The organism is Ramlibacter pinisoli (genome assembly GCF_009758015.1).
Taxonomy (GTDB): domain Bacteria; phylum Pseudomonadota; class Gammaproteobacteria; order Burkholderiales; family Burkholderiaceae_C; genus Ramlibacter; species Ramlibacter pinisoli.
This window is the reverse complement of sequence record NZ_WSEL01000003.1, coordinates 2,370,193-2,389,008: the sequence shown is the minus strand read 5'-3', so window position 1 is coordinate 2,389,008 and position 18,816 is coordinate 2,370,193. Positions and strand designations below refer to the sequence as shown.

Annotated in this window: 13 protein-coding genes; 10 read left to right on the top strand and 3 right to left on the bottom strand. The window is 70.3% G+C overall.

Translation table 11 applies throughout. The annotated features are described in order from the left end of the window. Positions 1–45: 45 nt before the first annotated feature. The 3 genes from GON04_RS12810 to GON04_RS12800 are packed head-to-tail and all read left to right on the top strand — an operon-like array spanning position 46 to position 2,995. Entirely contained in the window at positions 46–957 is a 912-nt protein-coding gene (locus GON04_RS12810) for an ABC transporter permease (protein WP_157398228.1), read from the top strand. Further along, a complete protein-coding gene (locus GON04_RS12805) occupies positions 957–1,934 on the top strand; it encodes an ABC transporter ATP-binding protein (RefSeq protein ID WP_157398227.1) in 978 nt (325 codons plus the stop codon). Before GON04_RS12810 ends, GON04_RS12805 begins: the two co-directional genes overlap by 1 nt. Beyond that, positions 1,931–2,995: an ABC transporter ATP-binding protein gene (locus tag GON04_RS12800; RefSeq protein ID WP_157398226.1), complete on the top strand. Its 1,065-nt coding sequence runs from the start codon at positions 1,931–1,933 to the stop codon at positions 2,993–2,995. The genes GON04_RS12805 and GON04_RS12800 overlap by 4 nt, the downstream gene beginning before the upstream one ends. Before the next feature lie 25 nt (positions 2,996–3,020). Here the strand turns inward: GON04_RS12800 and zwf are convergent, their stop codons facing one another. Then, the gene (gene zwf, locus GON04_RS12795; protein WP_157398225.1) at positions 3,021–4,475 is read right to left on the bottom strand and encodes a glucose-6-phosphate dehydrogenase; all 1,455 of its coding nucleotides are present in this window, start codon (positions 4,473–4,475) and stop codon (positions 3,021–3,023) included. A gap of 89 nt (positions 4,476–4,564) precedes the next feature. Here zwf and tal point away from each other — a divergent pair, with 89 nt between their 5' ends. Genes tal through GON04_RS12780 form a run of 3 tightly spaced genes read left to right on the top strand, consistent with a single transcriptional unit; the run spans position 4,565 to position 7,485 of the window. Further along, positions 4,565–5,512 carry a transaldolase gene (gene tal, locus GON04_RS12790; protein ID WP_157398224.1) on the top strand — a complete coding sequence of 316 codons (948 nt, stop codon included), beginning with the start codon at positions 4,565–4,567 and terminating at the stop codon, positions 5,510–5,512. Between the two features lie 2 nt (positions 5,513–5,514). Then, complete coding sequence (gene pgi / locus GON04_RS12785) at positions 5,515–7,065, top strand: glucose-6-phosphate isomerase (RefSeq protein WP_157398223.1); 1,551 nt, start codon at positions 5,515–5,517, stop codon at positions 7,063–7,065. A 51-nt stretch (positions 7,066–7,116) separates the two neighbouring features. After that, the gene (locus GON04_RS12780; RefSeq protein ID WP_157398222.1) at positions 7,117–7,485 is read left to right on the top strand and encodes a DUF805 domain-containing protein; all 369 of its coding nucleotides are present in this window, start codon (positions 7,117–7,119) and stop codon (positions 7,483–7,485) included. A 99-nt stretch (positions 7,486–7,584) separates the two neighbouring features. Here GON04_RS12780 and groL read toward each other — a convergent pair whose 3' ends face one another. Both groL and groES read right to left on the bottom strand, forming a co-directional pair. After that, the gene (gene groL / locus GON04_RS12775; protein ID WP_157398221.1) at positions 7,585–9,231 is read right to left on the bottom strand and encodes a chaperonin GroEL; all 1,647 of its coding nucleotides are present in this window, start codon (positions 9,229–9,231) and stop codon (positions 7,585–7,587) included. Positions 9,232–9,284: 53 nt separating this feature from the next. Beyond that, positions 9,285–9,575: a co-chaperone GroES gene (gene groES, locus GON04_RS12770; protein WP_157398220.1), complete on the bottom strand. Its 291-nt coding sequence runs from the start codon at positions 9,573–9,575 to the stop codon at positions 9,285–9,287. A gap of 721 nt (positions 9,576–10,296) precedes the next feature. On the opposite strand from groES, the gene GON04_RS27185 reads away from it, so the two are divergent. From GON04_RS27185 to GON04_RS12750, 4 genes are all read left to right on the top strand, one after another. Continuing rightward, the gene (locus tag GON04_RS27185; protein WP_157398219.1) at positions 10,297–11,283 is read left to right on the top strand and encodes a DUF11 domain-containing protein; all 987 of its coding nucleotides are present in this window, start codon (positions 10,297–10,299) and stop codon (positions 11,281–11,283) included. A gap of 21 nt (positions 11,284–11,304) precedes the next feature. Further along, entirely contained in the window at positions 11,305–11,805 is a 501-nt protein-coding gene (locus GON04_RS12760; RefSeq protein WP_157398218.1) for a DUF11 domain-containing protein, read from the top strand. 190 nt (positions 11,806–11,995) lie between these two features. Continuing rightward, complete coding sequence (locus tag GON04_RS12755) at positions 11,996–13,258, top strand: hypothetical protein (protein WP_157398217.1); 1,263 nt, start codon at positions 11,996–11,998, stop codon at positions 13,256–13,258. A gap of 7 nt (positions 13,259–13,265) precedes the next feature. Beyond that, positions 13,266–18,794 carry a hypothetical protein gene (locus GON04_RS12750; RefSeq protein ID WP_157398216.1) on the top strand — a complete coding sequence of 1,843 codons (5,529 nt, stop codon included), beginning with the start codon at positions 13,266–13,268 and terminating at the stop codon, positions 18,792–18,794. The last annotated feature ends 22 nt before the right edge of the window (positions 18,795–18,816 follow it).

Below are 18,816 nucleotides of genomic sequence, written 5' to 3'. Positions count from 1 at the left end.
ACGCTGCGGCCCCGAGCAGGGACCGCGGCGTGGCGCCCCACCCCCATGCGACAGACCCTCGCCCGCTGGTTCGACAGCGACATCGGCTACAGCTTCCGCACCTCGCCCATGGCGATGGTGGCGGCGGCGATCGCCTTCGTCTGCGCCTTCTGCGCCGTTTTCGCCGATTTCGTGGCGCCGCACAACCCGTTCGACCTCACCACGCTGGTGCTGTCCGACGCCCGCCTGCCGCCGGCCTGGGCCCCGGAGGGCAGCACCAAGTACCTGCTGGGCACCGACGACCAGGGCCGCGACATCCTGTCGGTGCTGATGTTCGGGGCCCGCATCTCGCTGATCGTGGGCCTGGCCTCGGTGCTGCTGTCCACCGTCATCGGCGTCGCGCTCGGGCTGCTGGCCGGCTTCAAGGGCGGCTGGATCGACAGCGTCCTGATGCGGCTGTGCGACGTGATGCTCAGCTTTCCCGCCATCCTGGTCGCGCTGCTGATCGCCGGCGTCGGCCGCGCCCTGTTCCCGAACGCCCACACCTCCGTGGCGTTCGGCGTGCTGATCATCGCCATCACGCTGACCGGCTGGGTGCAGTACGCACGGACGGTGCGCGGCTCCACCATGGTCGAGCGCAACAAAGAATACGTGCAGGCCGCCCGCGTCACCGGCGTGGCGCCGATCCACATCATGCTGCGCCACGTGCTGCCCAACGTCACCGGCCCGGTGCTGGTGCTGGCCACCATCCACGTGGCCACGGCCATCATCACCGAGGCCACGCTGTCGTTCCTGGGGGTGGGGGTGCCGCCCACCTCGCCGTCGCTGGGCACGCTGATCCGCGTCGGCAACGACTACCTGTTCTCCGGCGAGTGGTGGATCACCATCTTCCCCGGCCTCATGCTCATCCTGATCGCGCTGTCGGTGAACCTGCTGGGTGACTGGCTGCGCGACGCGCTCAACCCGAGGCTGCGCTGATGTCGCTGCTGGACGTCCAGAACCTCGTCGTCGAATTTCCCGGCCGCCGCGGCACGCTGCGCGCGCTGGACGACATCTCGTTTTCCATCGCACCGGGCGAGATCCTGGGCGTGGTGGGCGAGTCCGGGGCCGGCAAGAGCCTGACCGGCGCCTCCATCATCGGCCTGCTCGAGCCGCCCGGGCGGGTGGCCTCGGGCCGCATCCTGCTGGACGGCCAGCGCATCGACAACCTGCGCCACGAGCAGATGCGGCACATCCGCGGCCGCAAGATCGGCGCCATCTTCCAGGACCCGCTGACCTCGCTGAACCCGCTGTACACCATCGGCCGCCAGCTGGTCGAGACCATCCAGGCCCACCTGCCGGTCGACGGCGCCGAGGCGCGGCGGCGCGCCATCGGGCTGCTCGACGACACCGGCATCCCGGCCGCGGCCGAGCGCATCGACCACTTCCCGCACCAGTTCTCCGGCGGCATGCGCCAGCGGGTGGTGATCGCCCTGGCGCTGGCGGCCGAGCCGAAACTCATCGTCGCCGACGAGCCCACCACCGCGCTCGACGTCTCCATCCAGGCGCAGATCATCCAGCTGCTCAAGCGCATCTGCCGCGACCGGGGGGCGGCGGTGATGCTCATCACGCACGACATGGGTGTCATCGCCGAGACCTGCGACCGCGTCGCCGTCATGTACGCCGGCCGCATCGCCGAGATCGGGCCGGTGCACGAGGTCATCCACCAGCCGGCCCATCCCTACACCATGGGGCTGATGGCCTCCATCCCCGACATGGACAGCGAGCGCGAGCGCCTGAACCAGATCGATGGCGCCATGCCGCGGCTCAACGCCATCCCGCCCGGCTGTCCCTACAACCCGCGCTGCCCGCGCGCCTTCGAGCGCTGCACGCGCGAGCGGCCCGAGCTGCTGGCGGCCGGCGCGACGCGCGCCGCCTGCTGGCTGCACGATGCCCACGCGGGGGTGGCTGCATGAGCACGGCGCTCGTGCAGCCCGCGCCGGCGCCGGCCACCGGCAGCACGCCGCCGGCCGCGTCCGCGGCCTCCTCGGCGCTGGTGCAGGCGCACGACCTGGCCAAGACCTTCGACGTCTCCGCCCCCTGGCTCAACCGGGTGCTGGAACGCAAGCCGCGCCAGCTGCTGCACGCCGTCGACGGCGTCAGCTTCGAGATCGAGCGCGGCCAGACCCTGGCCCTGGTGGGCGAGTCCGGCTGCGGCAAGAGCACGGTGGCGCGGCTGCTGGTCGGGCTGTACGAGCCCACCCGCGGCGGCTTCACCTTCGACGGCCAGGACGCGCACGCGGCCTTCCGCACCGGCCAGGGGCGGCACTTGCGGCGGCGCATCCAGATGATCTTCCAGGACCCCTACGCCAGCCTCAACCCGCGCTGGAAGGTCCGTGACATCGTGGCCGAGCCGCTGCGCGAGCACGGCCTGCTGGCCGGGCAGGGCGAGCTGGACGAGCGGGTCGGCCAGCTGCTGCAGAGCGTCGGGCTGTCGCCGCTGGACATGGTCAAGTACCCGCACCAGTTCTCCGGCGGCCAGCGCCAGCGCATCTCCATCGCGCGCGCGCTGGCCACGCAGCCGGACTTCCTGGTCTGCGACGAGCCCACCTCGGCGCTCGACGTCAGCGTGCAGGCCCAGGTCCTGAACATCATGAAGGACCTGCAGCGCCGGCACGGCCTCACGTACCTGTTCATCTCGCACAACCTGGCGGTGGTGCGCCACGTCAGCGACCGGGTCGGCGTCATGTACCTGGGGCGGCTGGTCGAGGTGGCGGGCAAGCACCAGCTGTTCGGCAACCCGCGCCATCCGTACACGCGCATGCTGCTGGACGCGATCCCGAAGATGCACGACACCGGCCGGGCCCGCACGCCGGTGCAGGGCGAGGTGCCCAATCCGCTCAACCCGCCGCCCGGTTGCGCCTTCAACCCGCGCTGCCCGCATGCCAACGAGCGCTGCCGCGCCGAGCGGCCGGCGCTGCTGTCGATCGGTGGCATCCGCGTGGCCTGCCACGCGGTGCAAGAGGGCCGGATCTAGCGCGGCGGCGCGGGCCGGCCGCGGCCTAGCATTCCTCGCTCCAGCAGAAGCCGTCGCGCGCGATCATGGCCGAGGCGGCGCTGGGGCCCCAGCTGCCGGCCGTGTAGGGCCGCAGGCCGTTGTCGTTGCCCTGCCAGGCGTCCAGCAGCGGCTCGACCCAGCGCCAGGCCGCCTCCTGCTCGTCGCTGCGCACGAACAGGTTGAGCCGGCCGTCGATGACGTCGAGCAGCAGCCGTTCGTAGGCGCCGACCCGCTCGGAGCCGAAGCGCTTGTCGAAGTCCAGGTCCAGGTGCACCGGCGTGAGCGACTGGCCCTGGCGGCGGTTCTCCTGGCCCTGCGCCAGCAGGTGCAGCTGCAGGCCGTCGCGCGGCTGCAGGGTGATGACCAGCCGGTTGGCCTCGCCCAGCGGGGTGCGGAAGATGGCGTGCGGCGCCGGCCGGAAATTGACCACGATGTGGGCGTCGCGCGCCGCCAGCCGCTTGCCGGTGCGGATGTAGAACGGCACGCCGGCCCAGCGCCAGTTGGCGATCACCGCGCGCAGCGCGACGAAGGTCTCGGTGGTGCTCTCCGCGCCCACGCCGGGCTCGCTGCGGTAGCCGGGCACCGGTTCGCCGCCCACCGTGCCGGGCCCGTACTGGCCGCGCACGGCGAACTGCCCGATCGCCTCGGTCGTCCACGGGCGCAGCGAGCGCAGCACCTTGAGCTTCTCGTCGCGCAGGGCGTCGGCGTCGGCGCTGATGGGCGGCTCCATGGCCAGCGCGCACACCAGCTGCAGGGCGTGGTTCTGCACCATGTCGCGCAGCGCGCCGGTGCTTTCGTAGAAGGCCCCGCGCTTTTCGACGCCCAGGTCCTCGGCGATCGTGACCTGGATGTTGGAGATGTGCTCGCGCCGCCAGAGGGGCTCGAACAGCGAGTTTCCGAAGCGCAGCGCGAACAGGTTCTGCACCGACGGCTTGCCCAGGTAGTGGTCGATGCGGAACACCTGCTGCTCGCTGAAGCCGCGCAGCACCGTCTCGTTGATCTGGCGGTTGGACGCGACGTCGTGGCCGAGCGGCTTCTCCAGCACGATGCGGGTGGCGGGCGTGTTCAGGCCGGCGACGGCCAGCTGTTCGCACACCGTCGTGAACAGCGTGGGCGCGGTCGCGACGTACATCACCACCGTGTCGGCGTTGCGCTGCTGCAGCCGGTCCTTCAGGCGGCCATAGTCCTGCGGCTTGGACAGGTCCAGTCGCTGGAACTGCAGCAGCTCGGCAAAGCGGCCGAATTCCTCGTCGCTCGGCCGCTTGGCCAGGTCGACCTGCGCGAAGCGCTGCTGGATCAGGGCCCGGTACTGCTCGTTGCTGAGGTCATCGCGGGCCACGCCGATGATGCGGCCGTCGGCCGGCAGCGTGCCGTGGCGGAACGCCTGGAACAGCGCCGGCATCAGCTTGCGCCACGCCAGGTCGCCCGTGCCGCCGAAGAGGACGAGGTCGAAGCTCATGGGTGAGGGATGAAGAAGGAAACCCCAATGTAGCGTGGTTCCGGCTGGACGGCCGCGGCCGCCGTGTTCCTCCCATAATGACCCTCACCATGAACCAACTCGAGGCCCTCAAGCAGTTCACCACCGTGGTCGCGGACACGGGTGACTTCCGGCAACTGGCGCAGTACCGGCCCCAGGATGCCACCACCAACCCCTCGCTCATCCTCAAGGCGGTGCAGAAGCCCGAGTACGCCCCCTTGCTGCGCGACACGATGAGCCGCTTCGGCAGCCGGCCGCTCGACGAGGCCATGGACCGGCTGCTGGTGCAGTTCGGCCGCGAGATCCTGTCCATCATCCCGGGCCGGGTGTCCACCGAGGTCGATGCGCGACTGAGCTTTGACACCGAGGCGACGGTGGCGCGCGCCGAGCGCATCATCGAGCTCTACCAGGCCGAGGGCGTGCCGGTCGAGCGCGTGCTGGTCAAGGTCGCGTCCACCTGGGAAGGCATCCAGGCGGCGGCGCGGCTGGAGCGGCGCGGCATCCACACCAACCTGACGCTGCTGTTCTCGTTTTGCCAGGCGGTGGCCTGCGGCCAGGCCAAGGTGCGGCTGATCTCGCCCTTCGTCGGCCGCATCTACGACTGGTACAAGAAGTCCGCCGGCAGCGCCTGGGACGAGGCCGCGAGCGCCGGCCCGAACGATCCCGGCGTGCAGTCGGTGCGGCAGATCTACCTGCACTACAAGCACTTCGGCATCGCCACCGAGGTGATGGGGGCGAGCTTCCGCAACACCGGGCAGATCCAGGCGCTGGCCGGCTGCGACCTGCTGACCATCAGCCCCGAGCTGCTCGCGCAGCTGGCCACGGCCGAGGCGCCACTGGCGCGCGCGCTCGACCCGCAGCAGGCCCGGGCGCTCGACCTGCCGCCGGTGAACTTCGACGAGGCGGGCTTCCGCTACGCCCTGAACGAAGACGCGATGGCGACCGAGAAGCTGGCCGAGGGCATCCGGTCCTTTGCCGCCGACGCCGTCAAGCTCGAGAAGCTGATGAAGGCGGCCTGAGCATGGCAGCCGCGTTCCCGCGTTGCGACGAGACCGGCGCCTGGGCGGCGCTGCAACGCCACCACCAGGGCGCCGGCCGGCAGTTCGACCTGCGCCAGGCGCTGGACGCCGGGCGGGTCGCAGCCTTCAGCCTGCAGGCGCCGCACGTGTTCGCCGACCTGTCGAAGAACCTGGTCGACGCACAGGCGCAGCAGCTGCTGCTGCAACTGGCGCGCGAGTGCGCGCTGGAAGCGCAGCGCGATGCCCTGTTCCGCGGCGAGCGGATCAACGCGACCGAGGAGCGCGCCGTCATGCACTGGCTGCTGCGCACACCCGAGGGCGCCCGCGTCGACCCGGCGCTGGCCGGCGACCTCGCCCAAGTGCACGGCACGCAGCGGGCGATGCTGGCGTTCGCCGACCAGGTGCGCGCCGACGCCGCGATCACCGACGTGGTCAACATCGGCATCGGCGGCTCCGACCTGGGGCCGCAGATGGCCGTGCTGGCGCTCGACACCCTGGTCACGCCGGGCAAGCGCTTCCACTTCGTCTCCAACGTCGACGGCCATGAACTGGCCGCGGTGCTGCGCGGACTGCGGCCGGAGAGCACGCTGTTCCTGGTCGCCTCCAAGACCTTCACCACCATCGAGACCATGACCAATGCCCGCTCGGCGCGGCAGTGGTTCACGCAGGCTGGCGGCAGCGACGTTGCGCGGCATTTCGCCGCCCTCACCACCAACGTGCAGGCCGCCGCCGAGTTCGGCATCGAGCGCACCTTCGGCTTCTGGGACTGGGTGGGCGGCCGCTATTCGCTCTGGTCGGCCATCGGCCTGCCGGTCGCCATCGCGATCGGCGGCGCCGGCTTCCGCGCGCTGCTGGCCGGCGCGCACGCCATGGACGAGCACGTGCGAGCCGCGCCGCTGGAGGGCAACCTGCCGCTGCGGCTGGCCCTGCTGGATGTCTGGTACCGCAACTTCCATGGCTTCACCAGTCGCAGCGTGGCGCCGTACCACAGCGCCCTGCGGCGCTTGCCTGCCTACCTGCAGCAGCTCGAGATGGAGAGCAACGGCAAGCGGGTCGACCGCCAGGGCCGGGTGCTGCCGTTCGCCACCGCGCCGGTGGTGTGGGGCGAGCCCGGCACCAACGGCCAGCACGCCTACTTCCAGATGCTGCACCAGGGCACGGACGTGGTGCCGGTGGAGTTCATCGCGGCGCGCGAGGCGGCCCATGACCTGCCCGGCCACCAGCCGCAGCTGCTGGCCAACGTGCTGGCCCAGGCCCAGGCGCTGATGCTCGGCAAGGCCGACCCCGGCGGCCACAAGCACTTTCCCGGCAACCGGCCGAGCACCATGCTGCTGCTGGAGCGGCTCGATCCGGCCAGCCTGGGGGCGCTGATCGCGCTTTACGAGCACCGCGTCTTCTTCGCCGGCGCGCTGTGGGGCATCAACAGCTTCGACCAGTGGGGCGTGGAGCTCGGCAAGGTGCTGGCCAGGGACATCGCACCGCGCCTGGCATCGGGCGACGTGGCCGGGCTGGATGCGTCGACGGCCGCGCTGGTCGCGCGCTTGCGGGGCTGAGCGGCGGTCCTATGATCCGGACCGGGCGCTGGTGCCCGGAGGAGGGACTGCATGGATTTCGTTGAGTCGATCAAGACCTGCCTGCGCAAGTACGCGGCGTTCAACGGGCGCGCGAGCCGGCCGGAGTACTGGTGGTTCGCGCTGTTCTATTTCCTGGTGTCCGTGGTCGCGGCGATGTTCAGCGACGTGCTCAACGCGCTCGTCGGGGTGGCGGTGCTGTTGCCGTCGCTCGCGGTGGGCACCCGCCGCCTGCACGACATCGGCAAGAGCGGCTGGTTCCAGCTGGTCTGGTTCATCCCGCTGATCGGCTGGGCGCTGATGATCTACTGGCTCGTGCAACCCACCGGTCCGGCCAACGAGTACGGCACCGGTCCCGAGCTGCCGCGCAACGACCCGCTCGAGATCCCGCCGGGCCTCTGACCCCCGGGCGCAGCCAAGAAAAAAGCCGGGCAGTGCCCGGCTTTTTCGTCTGCATCGCAGCAACGTCCGCAGGCGCGTCGCGCCCGCGGAGCGTCGGACTTACATGTCCATGCCGCCCATGCCACCCATGCCACCCATGCCGCCGCCGGGCATCGCCGGGGCTTCATCTTTGGGGGCCTCGGCAACCATCGCCTCGGTCGTCAGCATCAGCGACGCGACGGACGCGGCGTTCTGCAGCGCGGTGCGGGTGACCTTGGTGGGATCCAGGATGCCCATCTCGATCATGTCGCCGTAGGTGTCGTTGGCGGCGTTGAAGCCGTAGTTGCCCTTGCCGTTCAGCACGGAGTTGACCACCACGGAAGCCTCGCCACCGGCGTTGAAGACGATCTCGCGCAGGGGCGCTTCGATGGCCTTGAGCACCAGCTTGATGCCGGCGTCCTGGTCGGCGTTGTCGCCCTTGATCTCGCCGGCGGCCTGCTTGGCGCGCAGCAGCGCGACGCCACCACCGGCCACGATGCCTTCTTCCACCGCAGCGCGGGTGGCGTGCAGGGCGTCTTCGACGCGGGCCTTCTTTTCCTTCATCTCGACTTCGGTGGCGGCACCGACCTTGATGACGGCCACGCCGCCGGCCAGCTTGGCCACGCGCTCTTGCAGCTTCTCGCGGTCGTAGTCGCTGGTGGCTTCCTCGATCTGGACGCGGATCTGCTTGACGCGCGCTTCGATGTCACCAGCGGCGCCGGCGCCGTCGATGATGGTGGTGTTTTCCTTGCCCACTTCGATGCGCTTGGCCTGGCCCAGGTCGGCCAGCGTCGCCTTCTCGAGCGTCAGGCCCACTTCCTCGGCGATGACCTTGCCGCCCGTCAGGATGGCGATGTCTTCCAGCATGGCCTTGCGGCGGTCGCCGAAGCCCGGCGCCTTGACGGCCACGACCTTCAGGATGCCGCGGATGGTGTTGACCACCAGGGTCGCCAGCGCCTCGCCTTCGACTTCTTCCGCGATGATCAGCAGCGGACGGCCGGCCTTGGCCACCTGCTCCAGCGTGGGCAGCAGGTCACGGATGTTGCTGATCTTCTTGTCGAACAGCAGCACGAACGGGTTCTCGAGGAGAGCCGACTGCTTTTCCGGGTTGTTGATGAAGTAGGGCGAGAGGTAGCCGCGGTCGAACTGCATGCCTTCGACGACGTCCAGCTCGTTGTTCAGGCTCTTGCCGTCTTCGACGGTGATGACGCCTTCCTTGCCGACCTTGTCCATCGCGTCGGCGATGATCTTGCCGATCGACTCGTCGCTGTTGGCCGAGATCGAACCGACCTGGGCGATCTCCTTGGAGGTCGTGGTCGGCTTGGAGGCCTTCTTCAGCTGGTCGGTGAGCTGCACCACGGCCTTGTCGATGCCGCGCTTGAGGTCCATCGGGTTCATGCCGGCGGCCACGTACTTCATGCCTTCGCGCACGATGGCCTGGGCCAGCACGGTGGCGGTGGTGGTGCCGTCACCGGCGTTGTCGCTGGTCTTGGAAGCGACTTCCTTGACCATCTGGGCGCCCATGTTCTGGAGCTTGTCCTTGAGCTCGATCTCCTTGGCGACCGAGACACCGTCCTTGGTGACGGTGGGGGCGCCGAACGAGCGCTCGAGCACGACGTTGCGGCCCTTCGGGCCCAGGGTGACCTTGACGGCGTTGGCCAGGATGTTCACGCCTTCGACCATGCGGGCGCGGGCGTCGCCGCCGAAAATGACGTCTTTAGCTGCCATGTGGATGACTCCGGAAATTCAGTGAATGGAAGGGGATGACAGGAGGCTGGGGCTCAGCGCTCGACGACCGCGAACAGATCGTCTTCCTTCATGACGAGCAGCTCGTCGCCGTCGACCTTGACGGTCTGGCCGCTGTACTTGCCGAACAGCACGCGATCGCCCACCTTGATGTTCAAGGCGATCAGTTCACCCTTGTCGCTCTTGCGGCCCGGGCCGACGGCCAGCACCTCACCCTGGTCGGGCTTCTCGGCGGCGTTGTCGGGGATGACGATGCCGGAGGCGGTCTTGGTCTCTTGTTCCAGGCGCTTGACGATCACGCGATCGTGCAGAGGGCGAAGTTTCATTGCATCTCCTTGGGGGTTGGACATCAAAAAGCGCCAACAAAAGTTAGCGCTTCCTAATTGGACGGGAGGGCGCCGGCTGGTCTGCTAGCACTCATCTCCTGCGAGTGCTAATGATAGGGCTTTCCGTGTCGGTTGCAAGCCCCCGGGGCTGTCGGACGGGGCCTGCCTGCGGGGCTTGCTGCGCGGCGGGCGCCCATTGGCTCCGTCGGCTGCTCCGGTCTGGCAGCCAGCATCGGCGCCGGCGCACCCCTGAAGCCGCTGACGCGATCGACCGCCCATCCTCTGCAAGACCGGAGCCGGCTGCGTCCAGGGAAGCCGGACGCCTGTTACAAAGTTTCAGGGGAGGGGCCCTTCCTCGGCCGACTGCTCCCGCGACCCAACGGCCCCCGTCGCGGTGACCAAGGACAGCGTTCGGCCTGCACCTTTTGCCGACCCGGCGGCCTGAATCCAGCCGTCTCACGCGGGGCAAGCGCCTCGCAGCGCTGCTTTTCGGCGCGCAAATACAACAGCCAGCGCGGCAAACCGTCATGCCCCACCTAGGGCGTGGGCTAACTCATCCTTAAGTCGGAACCCTATGCTAACCTCAGTAACAACTTGTAATCCCGTCGTTACATAAAGACAAGCGCCCCGGCCAAGCGGTCGTTCCGGGCTCCTCGTCGACGGGGAACGTCAAAGCGGGACTCGAGCGGTGAGGGGTTGTCGAAGGGACGCGGGCCGGGGCGTGATTGTCCGGTGGGTGGTGCTGGTCGTGGGCCTGCTGGCGGGCATGTCCGCCGCATGGGCCGCCGGCACCCCGGCCGGCTCGGCCATCCGCAACACCGCCGTCCTCAACTACTCGATCGGCGGCACGCCCAGCGTGGCATCGGCCAGTTCCCTGCCGGTGATCGTCGCGCGGGTCCTTGCCGTCACCGTGACCTGGCAGGACAGCACGGCCGTGCCCTCGGCTTCGCCCGACACGCTGCGCCCGCTGGCCTTCGTCGTCACCAACACCGGCAACGCCGCCGACACCTTCCGACTGGTCCGCAACAACGCCGTCGCCGGCGACCAGTTCGACCCGGCCGATGCGGCGCCGGCCGCGATCTGGCTGGAGAGCGGCGGCCAGGCCGGGTTCCAGTCGTCCGGCGCCGCCGCCGACACGATGTACGTCACCGGCGGCAACGACATCACCCTGGCGGCGGACGCCAGCCGCGTGGTGTTCCTGGCCAGCGCCATCCCCGCCGGCCAGCCCACCGGGGCGGCCGGCAGGGCGACGCTGAGCGCCATCTCCACCGCCGTCGGCGCCGGCGCCGCCCCCGGCACCCAGGTGGGCAGCGTGGCCGACGTGCCCATCGTCGTCGGCCGTGGCGGCGGCCAGGCCGCGGCCACCGGCACCTACCTGGTCTCGTCGGTCGCGGTGGGCATCGCCAAGAGCGTGGCGGCCGTGCGCGACCCGGCCGGCGGCGCCAACGTCACCAGCGGCGCGGTCCTCACCTACCGGCTGGTGCTCACCGCCAGCGGCGCCGGCACCGTCACCGGCGTCACCGTCGCCGACCCGCTGCCGGCCACCCTGACCTACGTGCCCGGAAGCATCACCGTGGACGGCGCCGCGCGCACCGACGCCGCCGACGGCGACGACAGCGGCTACGCCGCCGGCACCGTCCAGACCACCTTTCCCACCCTCACCGCGCCAGCCAGCCGCGCGATCGAGTTCAAAGCCACCGTCAACTGAATTTCACAAGGAGTCCCTGACATGCAGCGTCGTCTCTTCCAAACCGTCCTCCTGGCCTTCGCCGCCGCCTGGCTCGCGCCGGCGCACGCGCAAGGCAACCAGCCCGGCAGCATCGAGCTGCGCAACGTCGCCGAGATCGAGAAGGAGGTCAAGACCGCCGACGGCAAGACCGAGAAGCGGCGCGAGCCGGCCGCGAAGGCCGCGCCGGGCGCCGAGGTGATCTACACCTCGACCTTCCGCAACACCGGCAGCAAGCCGGCCGGCAACATCTCCGTCGTCAACCCGGTCCCGGTCAACACCACCCTGGTGGGCGGCAGTGCGACCGGCGAGAACACCGACATCAGCTTCTCCGCCGACGGCGGCAAGACCTGGGCGGCGGCCGACAAGGTCAAGGTGCGCGGCGCCGACGGCAAGGAGCGTCCCGCCGGCCTGTCCGAGTTCACCCACGTGCGCTGGGTCTATCGCGGCGAGCTTGCCCCCGGCAAGCAGGGCGTCGTGAGTTTCCGCGTCACCGTCAACTGACCGCGGGCGCCATGACGGCCCGCGCCGACCACCCTCATCGCCACTTCCATCCCATGCAAGGGGGCTGGCCGCGCGCCGGCCCTGCGCGCTTCTGGAGCTGCGGTCCGCCGCGGCCCCGACCTGCGATGGCCGCAGGCCCTCTCGTCTCCGATTTCTCCTTCCACCTCGAACAACCCACAAGGAAACTGACATGACAGTGCGAACTTCACTGGCCCGCCTGGGAGCGACAGCGCTCCTGGCGCTGGGCGCCCTGGCCGGAACGGCCCAGGCCGCATCCACCCTCACGCCCGCTGGCACCCCGATCGACAACGCTGCCAAGCTGGACTACTCGGTTGGCGGCATTGGGCAAGACCAGATCTGCTCCTCGCCCTCCGGCAACAGCACCAAGACCTGCACCTTCACCTCCTTCAAGGTCGACAACAAGATCAACCTGAACGTGACCACCACCGACACGACTCCTGGCGTGAGCGCGATCCCCGGCAGCACCTCGACGCTGACGTTCGTGCTGACCAATGAAGGCAACGAGACGCAGGACTTCGCGCTCAGCACCACCAGCAACCTGTCGGGTCCGGTGGGCTACATGTTCAACGGCACCAGTGCCACCACGGTCGCCGACGCCTTCGACCCGACCAACTGCAAGATCTACGACAACGCTGCCCCAACGACGGAGATCACCAGCATTGCCGGGCTGACGGCGGGCACGTCGGTGACGCTGAAAGTGGCCTGCAGCATTCCGCCGGGCCAGGTCAACGACGAGATTGGCGCAGTGACGCTGGTCGCCACTGCGCGGGAAGTGGGGAAGCCGCTCGTGGCGTTGATCGAATCGACGACCAATAGCCCGACGGTCGTCGACATCGTATTCGCCGACGGCTCCGGCACCAGCGAAGACGGTCCGCGCGACGCGAAGCACAGCGCCCGCAGTGCTTTCAAGGTGTCGACGGCCGCGATCAGGGTGACCAAGACGGCCGAGACGATCTGCGATCCGGTCGGCGGCGACAAAAGTGGAACACCGCCCTATGCGCCGAAGAGCATCCCGGGTTCGTACATCCAGTACACCGTTCTGATTGAGAGAGTCGATACCAACACCTCTCGGTCGGCCACGCTGACCAACCTAAAGGACACGCTGGCAACGGCCAATGTCACCTTCGATTCGGACTTCATCACTGGTGCCAACGTGGCCGGCTCGCCGGCCTGCGCGGCAGTGGGCGCAGCGGTCAACCCCGGGGCGGCCACATCGACCGGCAAGAGTTTCAAGGTGATCTGGTCCGGCGCGGCGCGCGCGTCATTTGGCGGCATGACCGGCACGCAGTACCTGACAGCGAGCGGCAACTACACCGCGCCGGACATCAATGTGAACTGGAATTCCGTCCTGCCAGTCGAGCCCGGCTACGCCGCGGGGGAGCTGAAGCCTGGCGACAAGCTGCAGCTGATCTACAACGTGTTCATCAAGTGACCACGCGATGACGTGCATCCCACGTCATCCGCGCCCGCTGGCCTCCGGCCCAGCGGGCCTGGGTGTGCGCGCCGCCCGCGCGCACACCCAGGCCTGGTTGTTCCTGCTCGTCCTGTTCCTGTTCACCGTCCTCGTGCCCGCCGTGCGTGCGGCCACGCCCCCCAACACGACCATCACCAACACCGCGAGCGTCGTCTACACCGTCGGCGGCACCGCCGTCACGTCGACCGGCGCGACCTCGGTGGTCACGGCCACGGCCACGCCCTCGGTGGCGCTGCCGGCCGCGATCCGCTTCCTCGGCCTGATGCCGGCGCTGGCCGCCCTGCCTGCGGGCGCGGCCAGCTGGCAGATGGTGCAGCCCACGGCCTGTACGCCGGCATCGGGGACGCCGGCAACGCTGGCGCCGCCCACCCAGCCCGGCGCCGGCGCGCTGGCCATCCCCAGCAGCCAGCTGCTCGCCAGCGCCAGCGCCTACAACGGCCGCGACGTGGCCTTCATCGAGGTCACCGACGCCTCGGCCAACGCCGACGGCGCCGTCGCCGACACGGTCTCCGTCACGGTCACCAGCGCCGGCGGCGAGCGCGAGACGCTGACGCTGACCGAAACCGGGCCGTCGACCGGCGTCTTCCTCGGCTACATCCCGCTGGTCGCCGGCGCCGTGCAGGCCGGCAACTGCTCGCTGCAGGCGGCGGCGAACCAGCGCCTGACGGCCACCTACATCCAGTCGGGCAGCAGCGCGGTGGTGACGTCGGTGGCGCTGGTCGACCCGCTCGGCCTGGTGTTCGACTCGGCCACCGGCCAGCCGGTCAACGGCGTGCGCGTTACCCTGATCGACGTCGCGACCGGACTGCCGGCCCAGGTGCGCGGCAACGACGGCGTCAGCACCTATCCGTCCAGCGTGCTGACTGGCAGCACCGTCACCGACTCCGGCGGCACCGTCTATGCGCTGGCGCCCGGCCGCTACCAGTTCCCGCGCGTCGTCGCGCCGGGCAGCTACCGCTTCCAGGTCGAGCCGGCCGCCGGCTACACCTACCCGTCCAAAGTGGTCGACGCCACGCTGCAGGCGCTGCCCGGCGCGCCGTTCGTTCTCGGCGATGTGTCGCGCGGCGCCTCCTTCACCGTGCTGCCCGGCCCCCCGTTCGAGGCCGACATCCCGCTCGATCCGCCCGCCGTCGGCCAGCTCGACATCCTCAAGACGGCCGGCAAGGCCATCGGGTCGGTGGGCGATTTCGTCCCGTACTCGCTCGCCCTGTCCACCACCAGCGCGGCGCCGCTGGCCGGCGTGCGGGTGGCCGACCGCCTGCCGCCGGGCTTCCGTTATCGCGCCGGCTCGGCGCGCCTGAACGACGCGCCGCTGGCCGACCCGCAGATCGGCGCCGACGGCCGTTCGTTGGTGTTCGCCGTCGGCACCGTCGCCAGCGGCAGCCCGGTGACGCTGCGCTACGTGGCGGCGATCGGTCCGAGCGCGCAGGTGGGACCGGCCGAGAACGTCGCCCAGGCGGTCGCGCCCCTGACCTCCAACACCGCCAAGGCGGTCGTGAGCGTGGTCGACGAGCTCAATCGCAGCCGCGCCTTCCTGGTCGGGCGCGTGACGCTGGCCGCCTCGTGCGAGGCCAGCGAGCGCGATCCGACCCAGCTGCGCGGCCTGCCGGGCGTGCGGGTGCTGCTGCAGGACGGCACCTATGTGGTGACCGATGCCGAGGGCCAGTGGCACATCGACAACCTGCGTCCCGGCACCCATGTCGTGCAGCTGGACACCGCCACGCTGCCGTCCGGCTGGCAGCTGCGCCGCTGCGACCCGGACAGCCGAAGCGGCGGGCGCGACTTCTCGCAGTTCGTCAACCTGCGCGGCGGCACCCTGTGGCGCGCCGACTTCCGGCTGGTGGCCGTGCCCAGCTGCATGGAGCAGCAACTGCGCCGCGACGGCCAGCGGCTGGAGCTGCGCCTGGCCGCGCCGGTGGCCAACGACGCGGTCAGCGCCACCCTGATGTGGCCGGCCGGCACGCAGCCGGTGCCCGGCTCCGTGCTGCTGGATGGCCAGCCGGCGCCGGGCGTGCAGGTCGAGCCCGAGTTCCTCGCCCTGCGCCTGCCGGCGCAGCCCGGCCGCTGGGAGCACCGCCTGAGCGTGGAACTGGCGCAGGCGCCCGTCGGGCCGGTGAGCCTGTCGGCCCGCGTGCAGCCGCCTGGTGGCACGGCCGTCGGCCTGCCGCTGCTGCACCTGGAACCCGGCGCCGCCGCCGCGCAGCAGTGCGCCGAGCTGCCCGGCCTGCCGCCGACGGCCGTGCGCAGCGCCCCCGTGCCCCAGCCGGCGGCTGACGCGCGGCCGGCCGCGGCGCCGGCCGGCCCGCAGCTGGTCGAGCAGCTGCCGTACGACGACAAGTGGCTGGCGGCCGCACCGGCCGGCATCGAGTGGCTGCATCCCAGGGCCGGCTTCGTGCCGGCGCTGCCGGCGGTCAAGGTGGCCGTCAAGCATGGCCGCGGCCAGGGCGTGGAGCTGCGCGTGAACGGCAAGCCGGTCGATCCGCTGCGCTTCGAGGGCGCGCTGCTCAGCCCGAACGGCGAGGTGGCGCTGGCCAACTGGCGCGGCGTCGACCTGCGCAACGGCAGCAACCTGCTGGAGCTGACCGTGTACGACGACAAGCACGAGCCGGTGTTCCGCGAGAGCCGCATCATCCACTACGGCGTCAACCCGGCCAAGGCGAACCTGGAGCCGCAGCGCTCCAAGCTGGTGGCCGACGGCCGCTCGGTGCCGGTGATCGCCGTGCGCCTGCTGGACATCGAAGGCCAGCCGGTGCGCCGTGGCGCCACCGGCGAGCTGCAGCTGAACGCCCCCTACCTCACCAAGCAGCAGGCCGACGCGATCCAGGGCGACCCTTTGTCGGGTTCGCTCGGCGGCAGACCGCGCTACGAGATCGGCGACGACGGCGTCGCCCTGATCGCGCTGCAGCCCACCAGCCAGTCGGGCGAGGTGGTGCTCAGGTTCGATTTCGGCGACAACCGCACGAGCGAGGTGCGCGCCTGGCTGGAGTCGGACGCGCGTGACTGGGTGCTGGTGGGCTTCGCCGAAGGCACGGCCGGCCACAAGCGGCTGGCCGGCAACATGGAGGCGCTGCAGGACGCCGGCGCCGACGCCCAGCTGTTCGACCGCGACCGCCTGGCCTTCTACGCCAAGGGCATGGTCAAGGGCGAGTACCTGCTGACGGCTGCCTACGACAGTGCCAAGGAGCAGGGCCCCTCCAGCCGCAACGCGCTGCGCCAGGTGATCGACCCCAACCGCTACTACACGCTGTACGGCGACGCCACCCAGGCCCATGCCGACGGCGCCAGCCTGCGCAAGCTGTACCTGAAGATCGAGAAGAAGCAGTTCTATGCCCTGTTCGGCGATTTCGACACCGGCCTCACGGTCACCGAACTGGGCCGCTACAGCCGCACCCTCAACGGCCTGAAGTCCGAGTTCAAGGGCGAGCGCGTCGGCTACAACGCCTTCGCCAGCCGCACTACGCAGGCCTACCTGAAGGACGAGATCCAGGGCGACGGTACCTCCGGCCTGTACCGCCTGCGCGCCCGCGGCCTGCTGCTCAATTCCGAGAAGCTGCGCATCGAGGTGCGCGACCGCTTCCAGCCCACCCGCGTGCTGTCCAGCCGCGACCTGACCCCCTACCTCGACTACCAGATCGACGTCGACGCCGGCACCATCCTGCTGCGCTCGCCGCTGGCCACGCGCGACACCGACTTCAACCCGGTATTCCTGGTGGCCGAGTACGAGACCGTCGACGGCGAGGCCGGCTGGACCTACGGCGGCCGTGCCGCGCTGCAGGTGACCGGCCGCACCGAGGTCGGCATCACCCGCATCCACGAGGGCACGGTCGGCCGCGAAGGCAACCTGACCGCTGCCGACGCCACGGTGCGGATCGACGACGCCACCCGCATGAAGCTGGAGCTGGCCACCAGCACCGCCCAGTCCGCCACCGGCGCGCAGAGCGGCAATGCCTACCTGGCCGAGGTGGTGCACGACAACGGCATCACGGCGCTGCGGGCCCACGCGCGCCAGCAGGAGCCGGGGTTCGGCCTCGGCCAGCAGGCGGTGGTGGCGCAGGGCCAGCGCGACGCCGGCGCGCAGGCGCGGCTGCGCCTGACCGACCGGCTGGAACTGCAGGGCCAGGTGCTGCGCCAGGAAGACCTCGCCACCGGGGCCAGCCGCCAGTTGGTCGAAGGGCGGGCGCAATGGCAGGTCGACGAGCAGCTGCGCGTGTCGGCCGGCGCGCGCACCGCCGCCGAGACCGACGCCAAGGGCGTCGAGGGCGAGACCCGCCAGCTCACGGCCGGCGCCTCCTACGAGGCGCTGGAGCGCAAGCTGGTGCTGCGTGCCAGCACCGACATCGACGCCGGCAGCAGCGGCACGGTGAACTACCCGAACCGGCTGGCCCTGGGCGCCGACTACCGCGTGGCCCCCGGCACCACCCTGACCGCGGTGCAGGAGTTCGCGCGCGGCCGCGAGCTGAGCGCCAACACGAGCCGCGTGGGCCTGCGCACCGAGCTGTGGCGCGGCGCCGAACTGCTGGGCGGCGTGGGCAACGAAACGGTCATGGACGCCGGCCGGCTGTACGCCAGCCTGGGCCTGGTGCAGAAGGTCAAGCTCGACGAGCGCTGGACCGCCGATGCGGCGCTCGACCAGACCCGCACGCTGCGCGGCGGCGTGGTCAACCCACTGGGCGTGAACCAGCCGCTCGCCTCGGGCAGCAATTCCACCCAGCCGTCGGCCACCGCGTCGTCCAGCGGCTACAACCTGGTGAGCGACGGCACGGCGGTCAGCGTCGGCCTGGCTTACCGTGATGACCGCTGGAGCGGCAACTCCCGCATCGAATGGCGCGGCAGCGACACCGAAAGCAAGCTCAACCTGCTGCTGGGCGTGCAACGCCGCCTGGACCGCGGCGAGGCGGTCGCGGCCGGGCTGGCGCTCAGCACCGTGCGCGGCGGCGCCAACGACGGAAGCAAGGCCACCGCGCGCGTGAGCTACGCCTGGCGGCCGGACAACAGCGACTGGATCTGGCTCGACCGGCTGGAATACACGCAGGAGTCCAGCCCCAGCCTGGCCACCCGCCTGCTGGTGCGCAAGCTGGTGAACAACCTGAACGCCAACTGGAAGCCGAACCGGCGCACCCAGGTCGCGCTGCAGTACGGCGCCAAGTTCGTGCGCGAGACGCTGCAGGACCAGACGGCGTCCGGCTACACCGACCTGATCGGGGCGGAAGCGCGCTACGACGTGACCGAGAAGTGGGACATCGGCGTGCACGCCGGCATGCTGCACGCCTGGTCGACGCACAGCGTCTCGCAGCACCTGGGCCTGTCGGTGGGCTACCGGATGGCGACCAACACCTGGGTGAGCGTCGGGTACAACAGCCTGGGTTTCGACGACAAGGATTTCGCCGGCGCCGAGTACCGGGCGCGCGGCGTCTACGTGAACATGCGGGTCAAATTCGACCAGGACACCTTCGACCTGAACGACCGGGCGAAGGGCCAGTTGCCGCTGAAATGATGGAAAGGGCAGGGAAGACGTG